Genomic DNA, 15,584 nt, shown 5'->3' with positions numbered 1-15,584 from the left:
GATTATTATCATAACTAATAAAAATAAAAACTTCTATTCTTGTATATGAATATGTATATTTTGGAAAGGATAGGAGGCAATATGTTATTAACAATATTGAGTTTTTTATTAGTGACAGGGGGAGTGGCACTTATTTCTTGGTTAAAAACTAGACACGATGATTTGTCAACCTCTAAAGGTTATTTCCTTGCTGGAAGGAGATTAAGTGGCTTTATCATTGGCTGTTCTATGATATTAACTTCATTATCTACAGAACAAATTATAGGTGTGAATGCCAATTCCTATATTGGTAATTTCTCAATTATAGCTTGGACAGTACCTACAGTAATTCCATTATGCTTTTTAGCAGTATATTTGTTACCGAAGTATATTAGAAACGGATATACTACTATTCCGGAGTTTTTTGAAAACCGTTTTGATAGACAGACACGTTTAATTATGTCTGGTCTTTTTTTAGTTTTCTATCTTTTTATTGTTATTCCAACAGCTCTTTATACTGGAGCCATTGCATTTAATAAAATATTTAATTTGGAAGCGGCTTTTAATATTAGTTATGGAGAATCTATTGTTTATACCATAATTGCTATTGGGGTTGTTGGAGCTGCATATGCGATATTTGGTGGATTAAAAGCTGTGGCAGTTTCAGACACAATTAATGCTATTATTCTTGTGATTGGTGCTATTTTGGTTCCTATTTTTGCCTTGATTTATTTAGGAAATGGTAGTTTTATGGAAGGGGTGCATATTATTGGCACCACTCATGTAGAGAAGTTTAATGCAATAGGCAGTGCGACAGATGCCGTACCTTGGCCGACAATTTTTACCGGTATTATGTTAGTTCACTTCTTTTATTGGACAACCAATCAAGCAATAGTACAAAGAGCATTAGGGGCTAAAGATTTAAAAGCAGGGCAGAAAGGAATATTAATTGCAGCCTTATTTTTATTACTGTTACCAATAATTTTAAATTTACCAGGACTGCTTAGTTTCCACATTATTGGTGAAGGTTTGAATCCAATTGATTTATCTTACCCGGAATTAGTCAACCGAGTATTGCCAACTGTATTACAAGGTTTCTTTGTTGCAGCATTATTCGGTGCTATTTTAAGTACATTTAATTCATTCTTAAATTCAGCAGCAACAATTTATTGTAAGGATTTATTACCTTCAATTAGCAAAAAAACATTTAGTGATTCAGAATTGATTACATATGCGAAAAAAGTTTCAGCATTTATGGCGATTATTACAATTATTATTGGTCCATTATTAATGTTTGGCACAGATGGTATTTTCTTAATTACTAAACGTTTTGCTGGTTTTGTGAATATTCCTATTGTTGCTTTATTTGCAGTAGGATTATTTAATAAAACTGTTTCAGGCTTGGCAGCAAGAATTGCGTTGCTTCTCCATGTTATTTTATATTTCTTAATCGTATGGGTATTTAATGTAAAAATTAATTTCGTCTATGTGATGGCTGCACTATTTGTCTTTGATGTTGCTGTGATGTTGTTTTTAGGTATATTCTTAAGAAGAAAAACACCTTATCAAGATAATTCTGAAAATAAAAGTAATGTTGACCTAAGTAATTGGGAATATGTCAATGTTACCGTGGCATCGCTTATTTTAGGATTGATAACACTTTATGCACTATTATCTCCTATTGGACTAGCTTCTATGAATGGTAAACCATTATGGATTATTGGAGGATATTTGATTCTTCAAGTTGTCTTATTTATGGTGGTAGGAAAAAATAAACAGAAGGCTAAATATGCGTAATATAATTTATATTTTATTAGATCAAGTAAGAAAGGATATGCTAGGTCCTTATGGGCATAGCATTGTTAAAACGCCTAATATAGATAAATTGGCGAAAGAGGGAATTTGTTTTGATAATGCTTTTACGCCTGCATCTGTATGTGGACCAGCAAGAACCTCTTTATTCACAGGATTAATGCCTTCTTCTCACGGCATTATTAGAAATGGTGAAAAAGGTGGTAGCGGTGAAGTGGATGTTAATCAACCTAATATTACTCATCTTGAAGGGTACAATAGTTATGTGGTTGGGAAATGGCATGTAGGCACAAAATCAGTACCTGCTGATTATGGTATTAAAGGGCATAATTTTGATGGTTATGGATACCCAGGTAGTCGAGTTTACAAAAATCTTGTTTTTGATCAGCCACCTACTCATTCTAATCGTTATCAATCATGGCTAATGGAAAAAGGATTTGATATTCCAGAAGTTAGTCGGGCCTATTTTGGTGATAATCCACATTTACGAGTTCAAGAATTATGTGGTTTATTATCGGGTTCTAAAGAACAAACTATTCCATATTTTCTGCTTGATGAAACAAAGCGTTATATTCAAGAGTCTTTGGATGAGGGAAAGCCATTCTTTACTTGGATAAATTTCTGGGGGCCTCACACGCCTTGCATTGTTCCTGAACCCTATTATTCTATGTATGATCCAAAAGATGTGATATTGGATAAAAGTTTTTTTAAGCCGCTAGAAGGGAAGCCTGGGCATTATAGAACTATTTCTAAAATGTGGGGAATGTGGGAAGCAAGTGAAGCACATTGGAAAGAGGTCATCACAAAATTCTGGGGTTATATTACATTGATTGATGATGCAATAGGCGAATTGTTTAAATTTTTAAAAGAAAAAGGATTATATGAAGAAAGCTTTATTGTAATAACGGCAGACCATGGTGATGCAATGGGACATCATCGAATGATTGAGAAAGGGGAGTTTATGTTTGATAGTACTTATAATATTCCTTTAATTATTAAAGACCCATTATCCGATCGAATTAATCAACGAGATGATAATTTAGTCTACCTGCATGATTTAACTTCGACGGTATATGATGTTGCCAATCAGCCTATACCTACCGAATTTGAAGGTGCCAGTTTATTACCAATAATAAGGCAACATAAAAATAATAATCGGAAAGGCTTATTAGCACAGTTAGCCGGACATTTTGTTTATTTTGAACAGCGAATGTGGCGGCGTAAAGATTATAAATTAGTTTTTAATGCCAGCGATGTTTGTGAACTATATGATATCGTCAGAGATCCTGAGGAAATGGAAAATCTCTTTTATGACAAGCGTTATACTTCAGTGAAGAAAGAGATGCTGGAAGAAATGTGGCTTGAGATGAAAAAAATCAACGATCCACTAGAAAATTGGGTTTATCGCATTATTCAGGAAATTTAAGCTCTCTTTTAGTTATAGTTAGAAAAAACTGCACCATCGTGTGCAGTTTTTTATTATGCAATAGAACTATTGGATTAAAACCATTGTCAAAGCGTGGCAGATTTATTTAGATTAGGGAATTTTTATTTTATGCAGAAAATAGCATTGTCAATGCGATCGTCCACCTTAATGGCTTTGGTTGCACTCTATTTTACACTGATCTTAAATTATGCATTTTATGCAAAAGTGCTTTCAATCCATCCTTTTACCGGTGCGGCAGGGGATTACTTCTTATTAACTGTACCTTTCTTTGTCTTTTTTGTGTTGAATGCGGTATTTCAAATTTTGGCACTACCATTATTGCATAAAGTGCTTATACCAGCGTTGTTGATCATCAGTGCAGCGATTGGTTATAGCGAAGTTTTTCTAGATGTCTATTTTACAACCGATATGTTGGAAAATGTTTTGCAGACCAACTTTGCCGAAAGTTCTCGAATGATGACATTGCCTTATATTGCTTGGATTATCGGCTTTGGCGTTGTGCCGGCATTATTATATTTATTGGTGAAAGTTGATTATCGTGTTTGGTATAAAGAAATTGCTTATCGCATTGGTTTAATTCTGCTTTCGGTGGTTGTGATTGTTGGTATTGCAAAAGTCTTCTATCAGGATTACGCCGGATTTGTGCGAAATAACAAGAGTGTGCCGGCATTAATTGTACCTTCTAATTTTATTAGTGCTGGTATTAATGAGATTAAACGAATTCGTGAAGCTAATATGCCGTATACACAATTAGGTTTGGATGCAGCACAGGAAAAACCGGATGACTATCGTCACTTTACGGTATTGGTTGTTGGTGAAACTACTCGAGCACAAAATTGGGGGTTAAATGGCTATCAACCACAAACTACACCATTGTTGGCAGCTCGAGGAAAACAGATAATTAATTTTAAAAATGTTTCCAGTTGTGGTACAGCGACTGCACTTTCAGTGCCTTGTATGTTTTCGGGTATGGGAAGAGATGGTTATGATGCAGTTAAGGCATCTCATCAAGATAATATTTTGGATGTGTTGCAGCGTGCTGGTGTAGAAGTGATCTGGTTAGATAATGACAGCGGTTGTAAGGGAGTATGTGAACGTGTTCTGAATAAAGATATTACGGCAACCAATGATCCTCAGTATTGTAAGGATGGTGAATGTTTGGACAATATTTTATTATCGTATATTGATGATGTAATTAAAAAAACGCATAAAGACACAGTGCTAGTTTTGCATACAATTGGTAGTCACGGACCAACTTATTATGAGCGTTATTCCGAACAGTACCGCCGTTTTACACCGACTTGCGATACTAATGAAATTCAGAAGTGTAGCAATGAACAATTAGTGAATACTTATAATAATGGCATTTTATATATTGATCAGTTTTTAGATAATGTAATTAAGAAAATGGAATCTCATCCAGAACTGGAAGCTGCTGTTTATTATTTATCAGATCACGGAGAATCATTAGGTGAAAATGGTGTTTATTTACACGGCACTCCTTATGCTATTGCACCAGAACAGCAAACCCGAATTCCAATGATAATGTGGTTCTCAGATCGCTTTAGACAGAATGAAAATATTGATTTTGATTGTTTAGAGCAAAATGCTCAGCAACGATCTTATTCACACGATAATTTATACAGTACCTTATTTGGTTTAATGGATATGAACCCGAATACTTCGGTATATAAAAAGGAATTGGATATTATTACACAGTGTAAAAAACAGTAACTTCAATAGATGGATGTGAATAATAGAGTAAGAGAAAACAGAGGGCGATACAAAGCCCTCTGTTTATTTTTGCTGATTGAAAATGAGTTAATTTTCGCTAAGAAAACCACCACTTTGATGTTTCCATAATTTAGCGTAAAGTCCATTTTGAGCCAATAACTCACTGTGAGTTCCCTGTTCAACAATATGACCTTTATCCAACACAATGAGACGATCCATTGCTGCAATCGTGGAAAGACGGTGTGCAATAGCAATAACGGTTTTATTTTCCATCATTTTATCTAAACTTTCTTGAATGGCGGCTTCAACTTCGGAATCCAATGCGCTAGTTGCTTCATCCAATAATAAAATTGGTGCATCTTTTAACATTACACGAGCGATGGCAATGCGTTGACGTTGCCCTCCGGAAAGCTTAACACCTCGTTCACCAACGTGAGCGTCATAACCGTGGCGACCTTGTGCATCACTTAAAATTGGAATAAACCCAGCTGCTTCGGCACGTTCCGCCGCTGAGATCATTTCTTCTTCACTGGCATCAGGTCTTCCATAGATAATATTTTCACGCACGGAACGGTGTAACAATGAGGTGTCTTGTGTTACTAAGCCGATCTGACTACGTAAACTTTCTTGGCGGACATTGCAAATATTCTGCCCATCAATAGTGATATTGCCTTGACCTGCTTCATAAAAACGTAATAACAAGTTTACGATAGTGGATTTACCAGCACCGGAACGACCAATTAAACCTACTTTTTCTCCCGGTTTAATGGTGAGATTAAAATCTGTTAGCAACGGTTTATCTGCTTCATAAGAGAAGTTAATGTGTTCAAATTTAATTTCTCCTTTATGTACGACTAGATCAGTCGCATTGATTTTATCAACTATCGTATGCGGTTTGGATAGTGTGTGCATACCGTCATTCACAGTACCGATGTTTTCAAAAAGACGAGCTGCTTCCCACATAATCCAACGAGAAAGATTGTTCACTCTCAATGCCATTGCGATAGCAGTAGCAATAGCACCGACCCCAGTGCTGCCTCTGCTCCATAGCCATAAACCTAAAAAACCAGTGCTGAGAGTTAATAGAATATTGGTTAAATAGGTGAGCGTTTCTAAAGAGGTTGCTAATCGCATTTGTGCGTGAACAGTTACCATAAATTCTTGCATTGAGCGTTTAGCATAACTAGCTTCTCGTAAACCGTGAGAAAAGAGTTTGACAGTAGTAATATTGGCGTAAGCATCAGTTATACGACCGGTCATTAAAGAACGGGCATCGGCTTGACGTTCTGCTGTGTATGCCAATTTTGGGATAAAAATTTTCAGAATTATGATAAACAGTACTAACCAGATAATAAATGGTAGTACAAACCAACCGTCCAATGCGATTAGTACTGCACCGGAAGTAATGAAATAGACGATAACATAGGTCATCACATCAGAAATCGTCAAAACCGTATCTCGTACAGCCAGTGCTGTTTGCATTACTTTCGCTGAAACACGTCCAGCAAATTCATCCTGATAAAAACCTAAACTTTGTCCTAGCATTAAACGGTGAAAATTCCAACGTAACCGCATTGGAAAAACGCCTTGTAAAGTTTGCAGATGGATATTGGCGGCAATGAATGACCAAAGAATACTGAACAGCATTAAAGCCGCCATTGCGATTAATTGCCACTGTTTTTGGTGCCATAATTGTTGTGGTGAATATTGTGATAACCAATCCACTAATACCCCCATAAACTGAAATAAAATGGCTTCCATTGCACCGATACCGATGACCATAATGGTGAGTAATAAAATCCAACCGCGCATTCCTTCGGTACAGGACCAAATAAATTTAATTAATCCGTGTTTCGGTACTTCAGGCATTTCATCCGGATAAGGATTAAGCCGATGTTCAAACCAGCTATAAATACGATTTAATAACATAGTACGTTAATGATCCTCTTGTTTTTCTTGTCGTTTTATTTGATCCCAAATTAAATCCATTTCTGCTAAAGATACTTGTTCCAGTTGGCGACCAGAGTCAAGAATACGTTGTTCAACTTGACGGAAACGGCGTTCAAATTTCAAATTTGCTTTGCGTAAAGCCTCTTCTGGATTAAGTTTTAAATGTCTAGCAACATTGACGGTAGCAAAGAGTAGATCACCTATCTCCTCTTCTATTGCCTGAGGATTTTGAGGTTGTTTTAAGATCTCATCTCTAACTTCCTGTAACTCTTCTTCAACTTTTTGTATTGTTGGTTCCAATTCTGACCAATCAAAACCTACTTTTGCACAACGCTTTTGTAATTTAGCAGCACGTAGCAAAGAAGGGAGAGCTATCGGTACATTATCCAAAATGGAATATTGTGCTTTTTTATAACGTTCCTGCTGTTTGATATTCTCCCAATTTTTCAGCACTTCCTCGCTATTATCTGCTTTTATTTCACCGAAAACGTGTGGATGACGCCGGATAATTTTATCGGTAATGCCGTCAATCACATCATTGAGCGTAAATGTTCCCTCTTCTTGAGCTAATTGGCTTAAAAATACGACTTGCATCAATAAATCGCCAAGTTCTTCTTTTAATTCTTTTCGATCATCTTGATTAATGGCTTCGACAACCTCATATGCCTCTTCAAGGATGTGAGGAGGCATTGTTTGATAGGTTTGTTCTAGATCCCAAGGGCAACCTCCGTTCGGATCGCGTAATTTAGCGATAATCTTGGCAAATTTTTCTAATTTTGTTGTCATTTAATACTCCATTTTAGAATTAATTTGTATTGAATTTTTAATAGCGTGATCAACCGCAAATTTTTCACTTAATTTTAATGTTAGTATAACATCATAGCTTATTCGATTAGCTGATTATAAATGGAGGAATCATTATGTATAAGCACGTTCTTGTCGCAGTAGACCTTTCTGAAGAAAGTAATGTTTTACTAGCTAAAGCTGTTCAAGTAGCTAAAAACAATGGAGCTAAACTTTCTATTATTCACGTAGATGTTAATTTTTCCGACCTCTATACCGGGTTAATCGATGTAAATATGTCTTCTATGCAAGATCGTATTTCCGATGAGACTCACGATGCCCTTGTTGAATTGGCAAAACAAGCAGGTTATCCGGTTACCGAAACATTATGTGGTAATGGCGATCTTGGTACAGTGTTGGCTGATGCCGTAAGCAAATATGATGTTGATATTCTTATTGTCGGACATCACCAGGATTTCTGGAGTAAATTAATGTCCTCAACTCGTCAAGTAATGAACAATATCAATGTTGATATGTTGGTTGTTCCTTTGAAAGATGACGAATAGTGAATTATAGCTTGAAAAAACCTCTGCGTCTGTTGATTGCAGAGGTTTTTTATCTTTTTGATAGTTAATAGTGTGGTGGTGGTGTTTCTTCTGTCTGAGTTGCGATATTGGATGGTTGCACATCTTTTAGTTTTTGTGCGAGATAACGAAGCTGTAATTGCATTTTATCGATGATGAATTGTTGTTCAATCAATGCTTGGTTAAGTTGTTCAATAGTGTTTTCTTGAAAAGCGACTTTTGTTTCTAGTTCATCCATTCTTTCTATTAAATCATCAAATTGGTTCATTAATTGCCTCTTGAGTAACCTACTTTGTATTGTTGAATTGAATAGTTATGCCAAATTCTGAATAAAGTATAGGGAAAATTAATAATTTTGTTTAAATTTTAAATATATATTGTATATTTTCTTAAATCATTTTAATCTATTCAATAAAATTTTTATGGAAGTAAAAATCTATTATTTTCTTATGGAGAACAAATAATTATGCGATCTATTCAAAAACTTGCTTTTCTTTCTGGTTTTGTGTTGTTAGCAATAAGCAGCCATAGTTTTGCAGAAGATTCTCAATTAAAAGATAAAAAGTTTATTGAACAATCTTCTTATGCTATAGGCGTATTTTTAGGTAAAAATATTCAACAATCTTTAGATGGGCAAAAATCTTTGATTGAATATGATAATAATAAAATTTTGGATGGTGTACGCGATACATTAATGGGAAAAACAACGCTTTCAGATGAAGTTCTACAAAAGCAGTTACAGGAATTGGATGCGCAATTAACAAAAGCTACTCAGGTAGAGCTTGAAAAAGTTGCAAAAGAGAATGAAGAAAAGGGCAAAGTTTATCGCGAAAAATATGCGAAAGAAAATGGAGTAAAACAAACTAAAAGCGGGATTCTTTATCGTATAGAAAAAATGGGTGAAGGTGTTTCACCAACGGAAAATGATACCGTGAAAGTGAATTATCGTGGAAAATTGATTGATGGTACTGAATTTGATAGTTCATATAAACGTAACCAACCAATTGAGTTCCAGTTGGGACAGCTTATTCCAGGTTGGGTTGAAGGAATTGGTTTAATCAAAAAAGGCGGTAAAATTCAATTGGTATTGCCACCGAATTTAGCTTATGGTGATCAGCAAACCGGTCAGATTCCACCAAATTCAACATTGATTTTTGATATTGAATTATTAGATGTGAAATCAAATAGTAAGTAATTTTAGTGATTAAAAACAAAGTAAATAAGAAACGGACAGTAATGTCCGTTCTTAGTTTAAGAATCAGCGATCAGAAGTATTAATGTACAGAATGGAAGGCAATAGCAATGAATTTAGATGATGATATTTTTTTACAGGAACAACAACCATTTAGTAAAGAAGATCATAATATTATTCAATCTTATATTCCTGTAGTGGAAGGCATTGCGGCATTAATCGGCGGACATTGTGAGATAGTGCTTCACTCTTTAGAGAATTTGAAACATTCGGCCATTTGTATCGCTAATGGACACAATACTAATCGTAAAGTTGGTTCTCCGTTAACTGATTTGGCACTGCGATCATTACATCAAATGAAAACGGATAGTGTCTCTAAACCTTATTTTACGCGAGCTAAAACTAATGGTTTGATGAAATCAATTAGTATTGCTATTCGAAACCCTCAGCAACGTATTATCGGTTTATTGTGTATTAATATTAATTTGAGCGTACCGGTAGCGGAATTTGTACAAGGATTTATGCCGACACACGAACAGGAAGAAAGTTCTTCGGAAGTTAATTTTGCTTCATCAGTGGAAGAGTTAGTAGCGCAAACGGTTGAACAGACAATTGAAGATGTTACTAATGATCGTAATGTGTCGAACAATAATAAAAATAAACAGATCGTTCATTCATTATTTGAGAAAGGGATTTTTGATATAAAAGACGCTATTAATCAGGTGGCGGAAAGGTTAGAAATTTCTCGCCATACAGTTTATTTATACATTCGTCAGATTAAGCAGGATGAATTAAAATAATGCGTTATCTACTCTCTGTTACACAACCAGTTTATGGTTCACAAGCAAGTTATCTTGCCTATCAGTTTGCACAAGCATTACTTAATGCCGGACATATTATTGATCAGGTTTTTTTTTCTCAATCGGGAGTAACAAATGGTAATTTGTTTGTTTACCCAGCTAATGACGAAATAAATTTAGTCAAGCAGTGGCAACAGTTATCGAAAAAACATCAATTTGCATTAAATCTATGTATCGCCGCATCACAACGTCGAGGTATTGTTGATGAAGCCTGTTCGTCAGATGGAACACAAAATAATTTGGCAGAAGGGTTTGTTCTTACCGGATTGGGGGAATTCAGCCAAGCAGTTTTAACCGTTGATCGAGTTATTACTTTTTAAAAAAATTAACATATGAAAGTTGCATTTATTTTTACCCATCCTCCTTATGGAAGCAGTAAAGTAAGAGAAGGTCTTGATGCTCTATTGGCAATGTCTGCTTATTGTGATGAAAAAGAAATCGGAGTGTTTTTTTGGCGTGATGGCATATTATCTTTATTAAAACAGCAACAAGCGGATGCTATTTTACAAAAAGACACGGCAGCAATGAGTAAATTATTAATGTTATATGAAATTGAACAATGCTTTGTCTGTGAAGAAGATTTGCAACATTATCAATGTTCAAAAGAAGCGTTATCTTTACCTGTTGTCGTATTAGATAATGAAAATTTTTTTAAACGACTGTATCAAGCAGAAAAAATTTTAACATTTTAAGGAATGCTATGCTTTATACCTTTGCCAATCGCGAATATGATATTCAATGGTTACAGCAAATTTTCCAACAATTAACCCCATGTGATGTGATTTTATTATGGCAGGATGGCGTATTGTTACCATTGAAGTATCCAATATTATTTAATCAATTAACACAGTATTTCTTATTGGAAAATGATGTAATGGCGCGAGGTATTTCCTCTGTTTTGAGTAAAATAGCTACAAATGCAAAATGTATCGATTTATCTCAAACTGTGCAGATCACTGAGGATTATTACCCTCAAATTAATCTCTAAATTCTAATTGTACAAAATCTTGACATAGTTATCGTTAAAGAATAGAATTCATCGTCCATTCTTCTATGGAATGGGGTTAATTTAACATTCAATAGTGAATAATTTTATTTAAACTGGAGCTTTTTAATGGCAACTATCAACCAATTAGTACGCAAACCGCGTGTGAAAAAGGTTGTAAAAAGCAACGTTCCTGCATTAGAGGCTTGCCCGCAGAAACGTGGCGTGTGTACTCGTGTGTACACAACTACACCTAAAAAACCGAATTCAGCATTACGTAAAGTATGCCGTATTCGTTTAACTAATGGTTATGAAGTAACTTCCTACATTGGTGGTGAAGGTCATAACTTACAAGAACACTCCGTTGTATTAATTCGTGGCGGTCGTGTTAAAGACTTACCAGGTGTGCGTTACCACACCGTACGCGGCGCATTAGACTGTGCAGGCGTAAAAGATCGTAAACAAGGTCGTTCTAAATACGGCGTGAAACGCCCTAAAGCTTAATGGTTCTCCGTTAAGTAAGGCCAAACGTTTAATTTAGAACATAGATAGCATACAAGACTCCAGAAATAGAGTTTTGGATAACCTGAAGATTTAATATACGGAGAAAAAACCATGCCACGTCGTCGTGTGATTGGTCAACGCAAGATTCTTCCAGATCCAAAGTTCGGATCAGAATTACTTGCAAAATTTATTAATGTTTTAATGGTAGATGGTAAAAAATCTATCGCTGAAAAAATTGTTTATACTGCTCTAGATACATTAGCACAAAGAACTGGTAAAGAACATTTAGAAGCGTTTGAAGCAGCATTGGAAAATGTTCGTCCTACTGTAGAGGTTAAATCTCGCCGTGTTGGTGGTTCTACTTATCAGGTACCAGTAGAAGTTCGTCCGGTTCGTCGTAATGCATTAGGTATGCGTTGGATTGTAGAAGCAGCTCGTAAACGTGGTGACAAATCTATGGCATTACGCCTTGCTAACGAGTTGTCAGATGCAGTTGAAAATAAAGGCGCTGCAGTGAAGAAACGTGAAGACGTTCATCGAATGGCAGAAGCCAATAAAGCATTTGCACATTACCGTTGGTAATTTCATTTATTATGCGGCAAGCCTTGTTAAGGCTTGCTGGTTTAACTTTTTTTAAGCCTAGCGAGAGGAAATAATCGTGGCACGTACTACTCCTATTGAGCGCTATCGTAATATCGGTATTAGTGCTCACATCGACGCAGGTAAAACAACTACCACAGAACGTATTCTTTTCTATACCGGTGTAAGTCATAAGATCGGTGAGGTGCACGATGGTGCGGCTACCATGGACTGGATGGAGCAAGAACAAGAACGTGGTATTACAATTACTTCTGCGGCAACAACTTGCTTCTGGCAAGGTATGTCAAAACAATTCCCACAACACCGTATCAATATTATCGATACTCCGGGACACGTGGACTTTACTATCGAAGTAGAACGTTCAATGCGTGTTCTTGACGGTGCGGTAATGGTTTACTGTGCGGTAGGTGGTGTTCAACCTCAATCAGAAACCGTATGGCGTCAAGCAAATAAGTACGGCGTTCCTCGTATTGCGTTCGTAAATAAAATGGACCGTACAGGTGCAAACTTCTTACGTGTTGTTGAACAAATCAAAACCCGTTTAGGTGGAACTGCTGTGCCAATCCAATTACCAATTGGTGCGGAAGATAACTTTAAAGGTGTTATTGACCTTCTTAAAATGAAAGCGATCAACTGGAATGAAGCTGATCAGGGTATGACTTTCACCTATGAAGATATTCCAGCTGATTTAAAAGACTTAGCGGATGAATGGCACCAAAACTTGATTGAATCAGCAGCAGAAGCTTCTGAAGAATTAATGGAAAAATACCTTGGCGGTGAAGAGCTAACTGAAGAAGAAGTTAGGGCAGCATTACGTCAACGTGTATTAGCGAATGAAATCATTCTTATCACTTGCGGTTCTGCATTTAAGAACAAAGGTGTACAAGCAATGTTGGATGCTGTTATTGATTATTTACCAGCTCCTACTGATGTACCAGCAATTAAAGGTATTAATCTTGATGATACCGAAGGTGAGCGTCATGCGAGTGATGATGAACCATTTTCAGCACTAGCATTCAAGATTGCAACAGATCCATTTGTAGGTAACTTAACATTCTTCCGTGTTTACTCAGGTGTAGTAAATTCAGGCGATACTGTGATGAACTCAGTAAAACAAAAGCGTGAACGTTTTGGTCGTATTGTTCAAATGCACGCTAATAAACGTGAAGAAATCAAAGAAGTCCGTGCAGGTGATATTGCAGCCGCAATTGGTCTGAAGGAAGTTACAACTGGTGATACATTATGTGATCCAGATAATCCGATTATCCTTGAACGTATGGAATTCCCAGAGCCAGTTATTTCTGTTGCAGTAGAACCAAAAACTAAAGCTGACCAAGAGAAAATGGGCTTGGCGTTAGGTCGTTTAGCACAAGAAGACCCATCATTCCGTGTTCATACAGATGAAGAGTCGGGTCAAACTATTATTTCCGGTATGGGTGAATTACACTTGGATATTATTGTTGACCGTATGCGTCGTGAATTCAAAGTGGAAGCAAATATCGGTAAACCACAAGTTGCTTATCGTGAAACTATTCGTACTCGTGTCAACGATGTTGAAGGTAAACACGCAAAACAATCTGGTGGTCGAGGTCAATATGGTCATGTTGTTATCGACTTGTATCCATTGGATCCAGAAGGGCCAGGATACGAATTTGTTAACGAAATCAAAGGTGGTGTTATTCCTGGTGAATATATTCCAGCTGTTGATAAAGGTATTCAGGAACAACTTAAAGCTGGTCCGTTAGCAGGATATCCAGTAGTTGATATCGGTGTGCGTTTACACTTCGGTTCTTACCATGATGTGGACTCATCAGAATTGGCATTTAAATTAGCAGCATCAATTGCGTTTAAAGCAGCGTTTGCTAAAGCAAATCCAGTATTACTTGAGCCAATTATGAAAGTAGAAGTAGAAACTCCTGCGGAATATGTAGGGGATGTTATTGGTGACTTAAGCCGTCGCCGTGCTCTTGTAAATGGTCAAGAAAGTAATGAATTTGTTACTAAGATTAATGCAGAAGTACCATTATCAGAAATGTTTGGTTATGCAACAGATCTTCGTTCACAAACTCAAGGTCGTGCTTCTTACTCAATGGAACCATTGAAATATGCTGAAGCACCAGCTAGCGTAGCAACTGCAGTAATTGAAGCTCGCAAAGCAAAATAATTGTAACAACTGCAACCTATTAATGGGGTGCAGATTTTAATTTAAAAAGGAAATTATCGTGTCTAAAGAAAAATTTGAACGTACAAAACCGCACGTAAACGTGGGTACAATCGGCCACGTTGACCATGGTAAAACAACTTTAACCGCAGCCATCACAACCGTATTAGCAAAACACTACGGTGGTGCAGCTCGTGCATTTGACCAAATCGATAATGCGCCAGAAGAAAAAGCGCGTGGTATCACCATCAACACCTCACACGTTGAATACGATACTCCAACTCGTCACTATGCACACGTTGACTGTCCGGGACACGCCGACTATGTAAAAAATATGATTACCGGTGCGGCGCAAATGGACGGAGCGATTCTAGTAGTAGCAGCGACAGACGGTCCAATGCCACAAACTCGTGAACACATCTTATTAGGACGCCAAGTAGGTGTACCATACATCATCGTATTCTTAAACAAATGCGATATGGTAGATGACGAAGAGTTATTAGAATTAGTAGAAATGGAAGTTCGTGAACTTCTATCACAATATGATTTCCCAGGTGATGATACTCCAATCGTACGTGGTTCAGCATTAAAAGCCTTAGAAGGTGATGCCGCGTGGGAAGAAAAAATTCTTGAATTAGCAAACTACTTGGATACATACATTCCTGAACCGGAACGTGCAGTAGACCAACCGTTCTTGTTACCAATTGAAGACGTATTCTCAATTTCAGGTCGTGGTACTGTAGTAACAGGACGTGTAGAACGCGGTGTTATTCGTACAGGTGAAGAAGTAGAAATCGTAGGTATCAAAGAAACTACGAAAACGACTGTAACTGGTGTAGAAATGTTCCGTAAATTACTTGACGAAGGTCGTGCAGGTGAAAACATCGGTGCATTATTACGTGGTACAAAACGTGAAGAAATCGAACGTGGTCAAGTATTAGCAAAACCGGGTTCAATCACTCCACACACAGATTTTGAATCAGAAGTTTACGT

General features: G+C 36.6%; 16 protein-coding genes. 13 read left to right on the top strand and 3 right to left on the bottom strand.

Going from position 1 to position 15,584, the window contains the following annotated elements; genetic code table 11:
- The first annotated feature begins 81 nt into the window (after positions 1 to 81).
- The 3 genes from P375_RS01140 (at position 82) to P375_RS01130 (ending at position 4,972) form a co-directional block, all read left to right on the top strand.
- On the top strand, positions 82 to 1,776 hold the full coding sequence (locus tag P375_RS01140; protein ID WP_039133370.1) for a solute:sodium symporter family transporter: 1,695 nt from the start codon (positions 82 to 84) through the stop codon (positions 1,774 to 1,776).
- Positions 1,769 to 3,217 (top strand): sulfatase-like hydrolase/transferase, encoded by a 1,449-nt coding sequence (locus P375_RS01135; protein ID WP_039133366.1) that lies wholly within the window; start codon positions 1,769 to 1,771, stop codon positions 3,215 to 3,217. The genes P375_RS01140 and P375_RS01135 overlap by 8 nt, the downstream gene beginning before the upstream one ends.
- 129 nt (positions 3,218 to 3,346) lie before the next feature.
- Positions 3,347 to 4,972 carry a phosphoethanolamine transferase gene (locus tag P375_RS01130; protein ID WP_039133364.1) on the top strand — a complete coding sequence of 542 codons (1,626 nt, stop codon included), beginning with the start codon at positions 3,347 to 3,349 and terminating at the stop codon, positions 4,970 to 4,972.
- Between the two features lie 87 nt (positions 4,973 to 5,059).
- Here P375_RS01130 and P375_RS01125 read toward each other — a convergent pair whose 3' ends face one another.
- Positions 5,060 to 6,901, bottom strand: a complete 1,842-nt coding sequence (locus P375_RS01125) for an ABC transporter ATP-binding protein (RefSeq protein ID WP_039133362.1) — start codon at positions 6,899 to 6,901, stop codon at positions 5,060 to 5,062.
- 6 nt (positions 6,902 to 6,907) lie between these two features.
- Entirely contained in the window at positions 6,908 to 7,708 is an 801-nt protein-coding gene (mazG, locus tag P375_RS01120; protein ID WP_039133359.1) for a nucleoside triphosphate pyrophosphohydrolase, read from the bottom strand.
- A 134-nt stretch (positions 7,709 to 7,842) separates the two neighbouring features.
- Here mazG and uspA point away from each other — a divergent pair, with 134 nt between their 5' ends.
- Positions 7,843 to 8,271, top strand: a complete 429-nt coding sequence (gene uspA / locus P375_RS01115) for a universal stress protein UspA (protein ID WP_039087649.1) — start codon at positions 7,843 to 7,845, stop codon at positions 8,269 to 8,271.
- A gap of 64 nt (positions 8,272 to 8,335) precedes the next feature.
- Here uspA and P375_RS01110 read toward each other — a convergent pair whose 3' ends face one another.
- Positions 8,336 to 8,557 (bottom strand): SlyX family protein, encoded by a 222-nt coding sequence (locus P375_RS01110; protein ID WP_039133355.1) that lies wholly within the window; start codon positions 8,555 to 8,557, stop codon positions 8,336 to 8,338.
- Between the two features lie 198 nt (positions 8,558 to 8,755).
- Between P375_RS01110 and fkpA the strand changes: the two genes are divergently transcribed.
- From fkpA to tuf, 9 genes are all read left to right on the top strand, one after another.
- Positions 8,756 to 9,484 (top strand): FKBP-type peptidyl-prolyl cis-trans isomerase, encoded by a 729-nt coding sequence (gene fkpA, locus P375_RS01105; RefSeq protein WP_039133352.1) that lies wholly within the window; start codon positions 8,756 to 8,758, stop codon positions 9,482 to 9,484.
- Positions 9,485 to 9,591: 107 nt separating this feature from the next.
- The gene (locus P375_RS01100) at positions 9,592 to 10,281 is read left to right on the top strand and encodes a helix-turn-helix transcriptional regulator (protein ID WP_039133349.1); all 690 of its coding nucleotides are present in this window, start codon (positions 9,592 to 9,594) and stop codon (positions 10,279 to 10,281) included.
- The gene (gene tusD, locus P375_RS01095) at positions 10,281 to 10,661 is read left to right on the top strand and encodes a sulfurtransferase complex subunit TusD (protein WP_039133346.1); all 381 of its coding nucleotides are present in this window, start codon (positions 10,281 to 10,283) and stop codon (positions 10,659 to 10,661) included. The genes P375_RS01100 and tusD overlap by 1 nt, the downstream gene beginning before the upstream one ends.
- A gap of 12 nt (positions 10,662 to 10,673) precedes the next feature.
- Positions 10,674 to 11,033, top strand: coding sequence for a sulfurtransferase complex subunit TusC (gene tusC / locus P375_RS01090; RefSeq protein ID WP_039133343.1), 360 nt, complete (start codon positions 10,674 to 10,676; stop codon positions 11,031 to 11,033).
- Positions 11,034 to 11,041: 8 nt separating this feature from the next.
- Entirely contained in the window at positions 11,042 to 11,329 is a 288-nt protein-coding gene (locus tag P375_RS01085) for a DsrH/TusB family sulfur relay protein (RefSeq protein WP_039133340.1), read from the top strand.
- Between the two features lie 126 nt (positions 11,330 to 11,455).
- Positions 11,456 to 11,830, top strand: a complete 375-nt coding sequence (gene rpsL / locus P375_RS01080; RefSeq protein ID WP_013745731.1) for a 30S ribosomal protein S12 — start codon at positions 11,456 to 11,458, stop codon at positions 11,828 to 11,830.
- A gap of 111 nt (positions 11,831 to 11,941) precedes the next feature.
- Positions 11,942 to 12,412: a 30S ribosomal protein S7 gene (gene rpsG, locus P375_RS01075; RefSeq protein ID WP_039133337.1), complete on the top strand. Its 471-nt coding sequence runs from the start codon at positions 11,942 to 11,944 to the stop codon at positions 12,410 to 12,412.
- A 76-nt stretch (positions 12,413 to 12,488) separates the two neighbouring features.
- Positions 12,489 to 14,594, top strand: coding sequence for an elongation factor G (fusA, locus tag P375_RS01070; protein ID WP_039133333.1), 2,106 nt, complete (start codon positions 12,489 to 12,491; stop codon positions 14,592 to 14,594).
- Between the two features lie 58 nt (positions 14,595 to 14,652).
- Positions 14,653 to 15,584: elongation factor Tu (gene tuf, locus P375_RS01065; protein WP_039133330.1), on the top strand; the 932-nt coding region annotated here is incomplete at its 3' end.

This window comes from Gallibacterium genomosp. 2 (assembly GCF_000771895.1).
In the GTDB taxonomy this organism is placed as follows: domain Bacteria; phylum Pseudomonadota; class Gammaproteobacteria; order Enterobacterales; family Pasteurellaceae; genus Gallibacterium.
This window is presented reverse-complemented; position numbering and strand designations above follow the sequence as displayed.

Excerpts from the sequence above, each read along its gene's own strand:
- P375_RS01140 (WP_039133370.1), top strand. The coding sequence starts at position 82 with ATGTTATTAACAATATTGAGTTTTTTATTAGTGACAGGGGGAGTGGCA.
- P375_RS01135 (WP_039133366.1), top strand. The coding sequence starts at position 1,769 with ATGCGTAATATAATTTATATTTTATTAGATCAAGTAAGAAAGGATATG.
- P375_RS01130 (WP_039133364.1), top strand. The coding sequence starts at position 3,347 with ATGCAGAAAATAGCATTGTCAATGCGATCGTCCACCTTAATGGCTTTG.
- P375_RS01125 (WP_039133362.1), bottom strand. The coding sequence starts at position 6,901 with ATGTTATTAAATCGTATTTATAGCTGGTTTGAACATCGGCTTAATCCT.
- mazG (WP_039133359.1), bottom strand. The coding sequence starts at position 7,708 with ATGACAACAAAATTAGAAAAATTTGCCAAGATTATCGCTAAATTACGC.
- uspA (WP_039087649.1), top strand. The coding sequence starts at position 7,843 with ATGTATAAGCACGTTCTTGTCGCAGTAGACCTTTCTGAAGAAAGTAAT.
- P375_RS01110 (WP_039133355.1), bottom strand. The coding sequence starts at position 8,557 with ATGAACCAATTTGATGATTTAATAGAAAGAATGGATGAACTAGAAACA.
- fkpA (WP_039133352.1), top strand. The coding sequence starts at position 8,756 with ATGCGATCTATTCAAAAACTTGCTTTTCTTTCTGGTTTTGTGTTGTTA.
- P375_RS01100 (WP_039133349.1), top strand. The coding sequence starts at position 9,592 with ATGAATTTAGATGATGATATTTTTTTACAGGAACAACAACCATTTAGT.
- tusD (WP_039133346.1), top strand. The coding sequence starts at position 10,281 with ATGCGTTATCTACTCTCTGTTACACAACCAGTTTATGGTTCACAAGCA.
- tusC (WP_039133343.1), top strand. The coding sequence starts at position 10,674 with ATGAAAGTTGCATTTATTTTTACCCATCCTCCTTATGGAAGCAGTAAA.
- P375_RS01085 (WP_039133340.1), top strand. The coding sequence starts at position 11,042 with ATGCTTTATACCTTTGCCAATCGCGAATATGATATTCAATGGTTACAG.
- rpsL (WP_013745731.1), top strand. The coding sequence starts at position 11,456 with ATGGCAACTATCAACCAATTAGTACGCAAACCGCGTGTGAAAAAGGTT.
- rpsG (WP_039133337.1), top strand. The coding sequence starts at position 11,942 with ATGCCACGTCGTCGTGTGATTGGTCAACGCAAGATTCTTCCAGATCCA.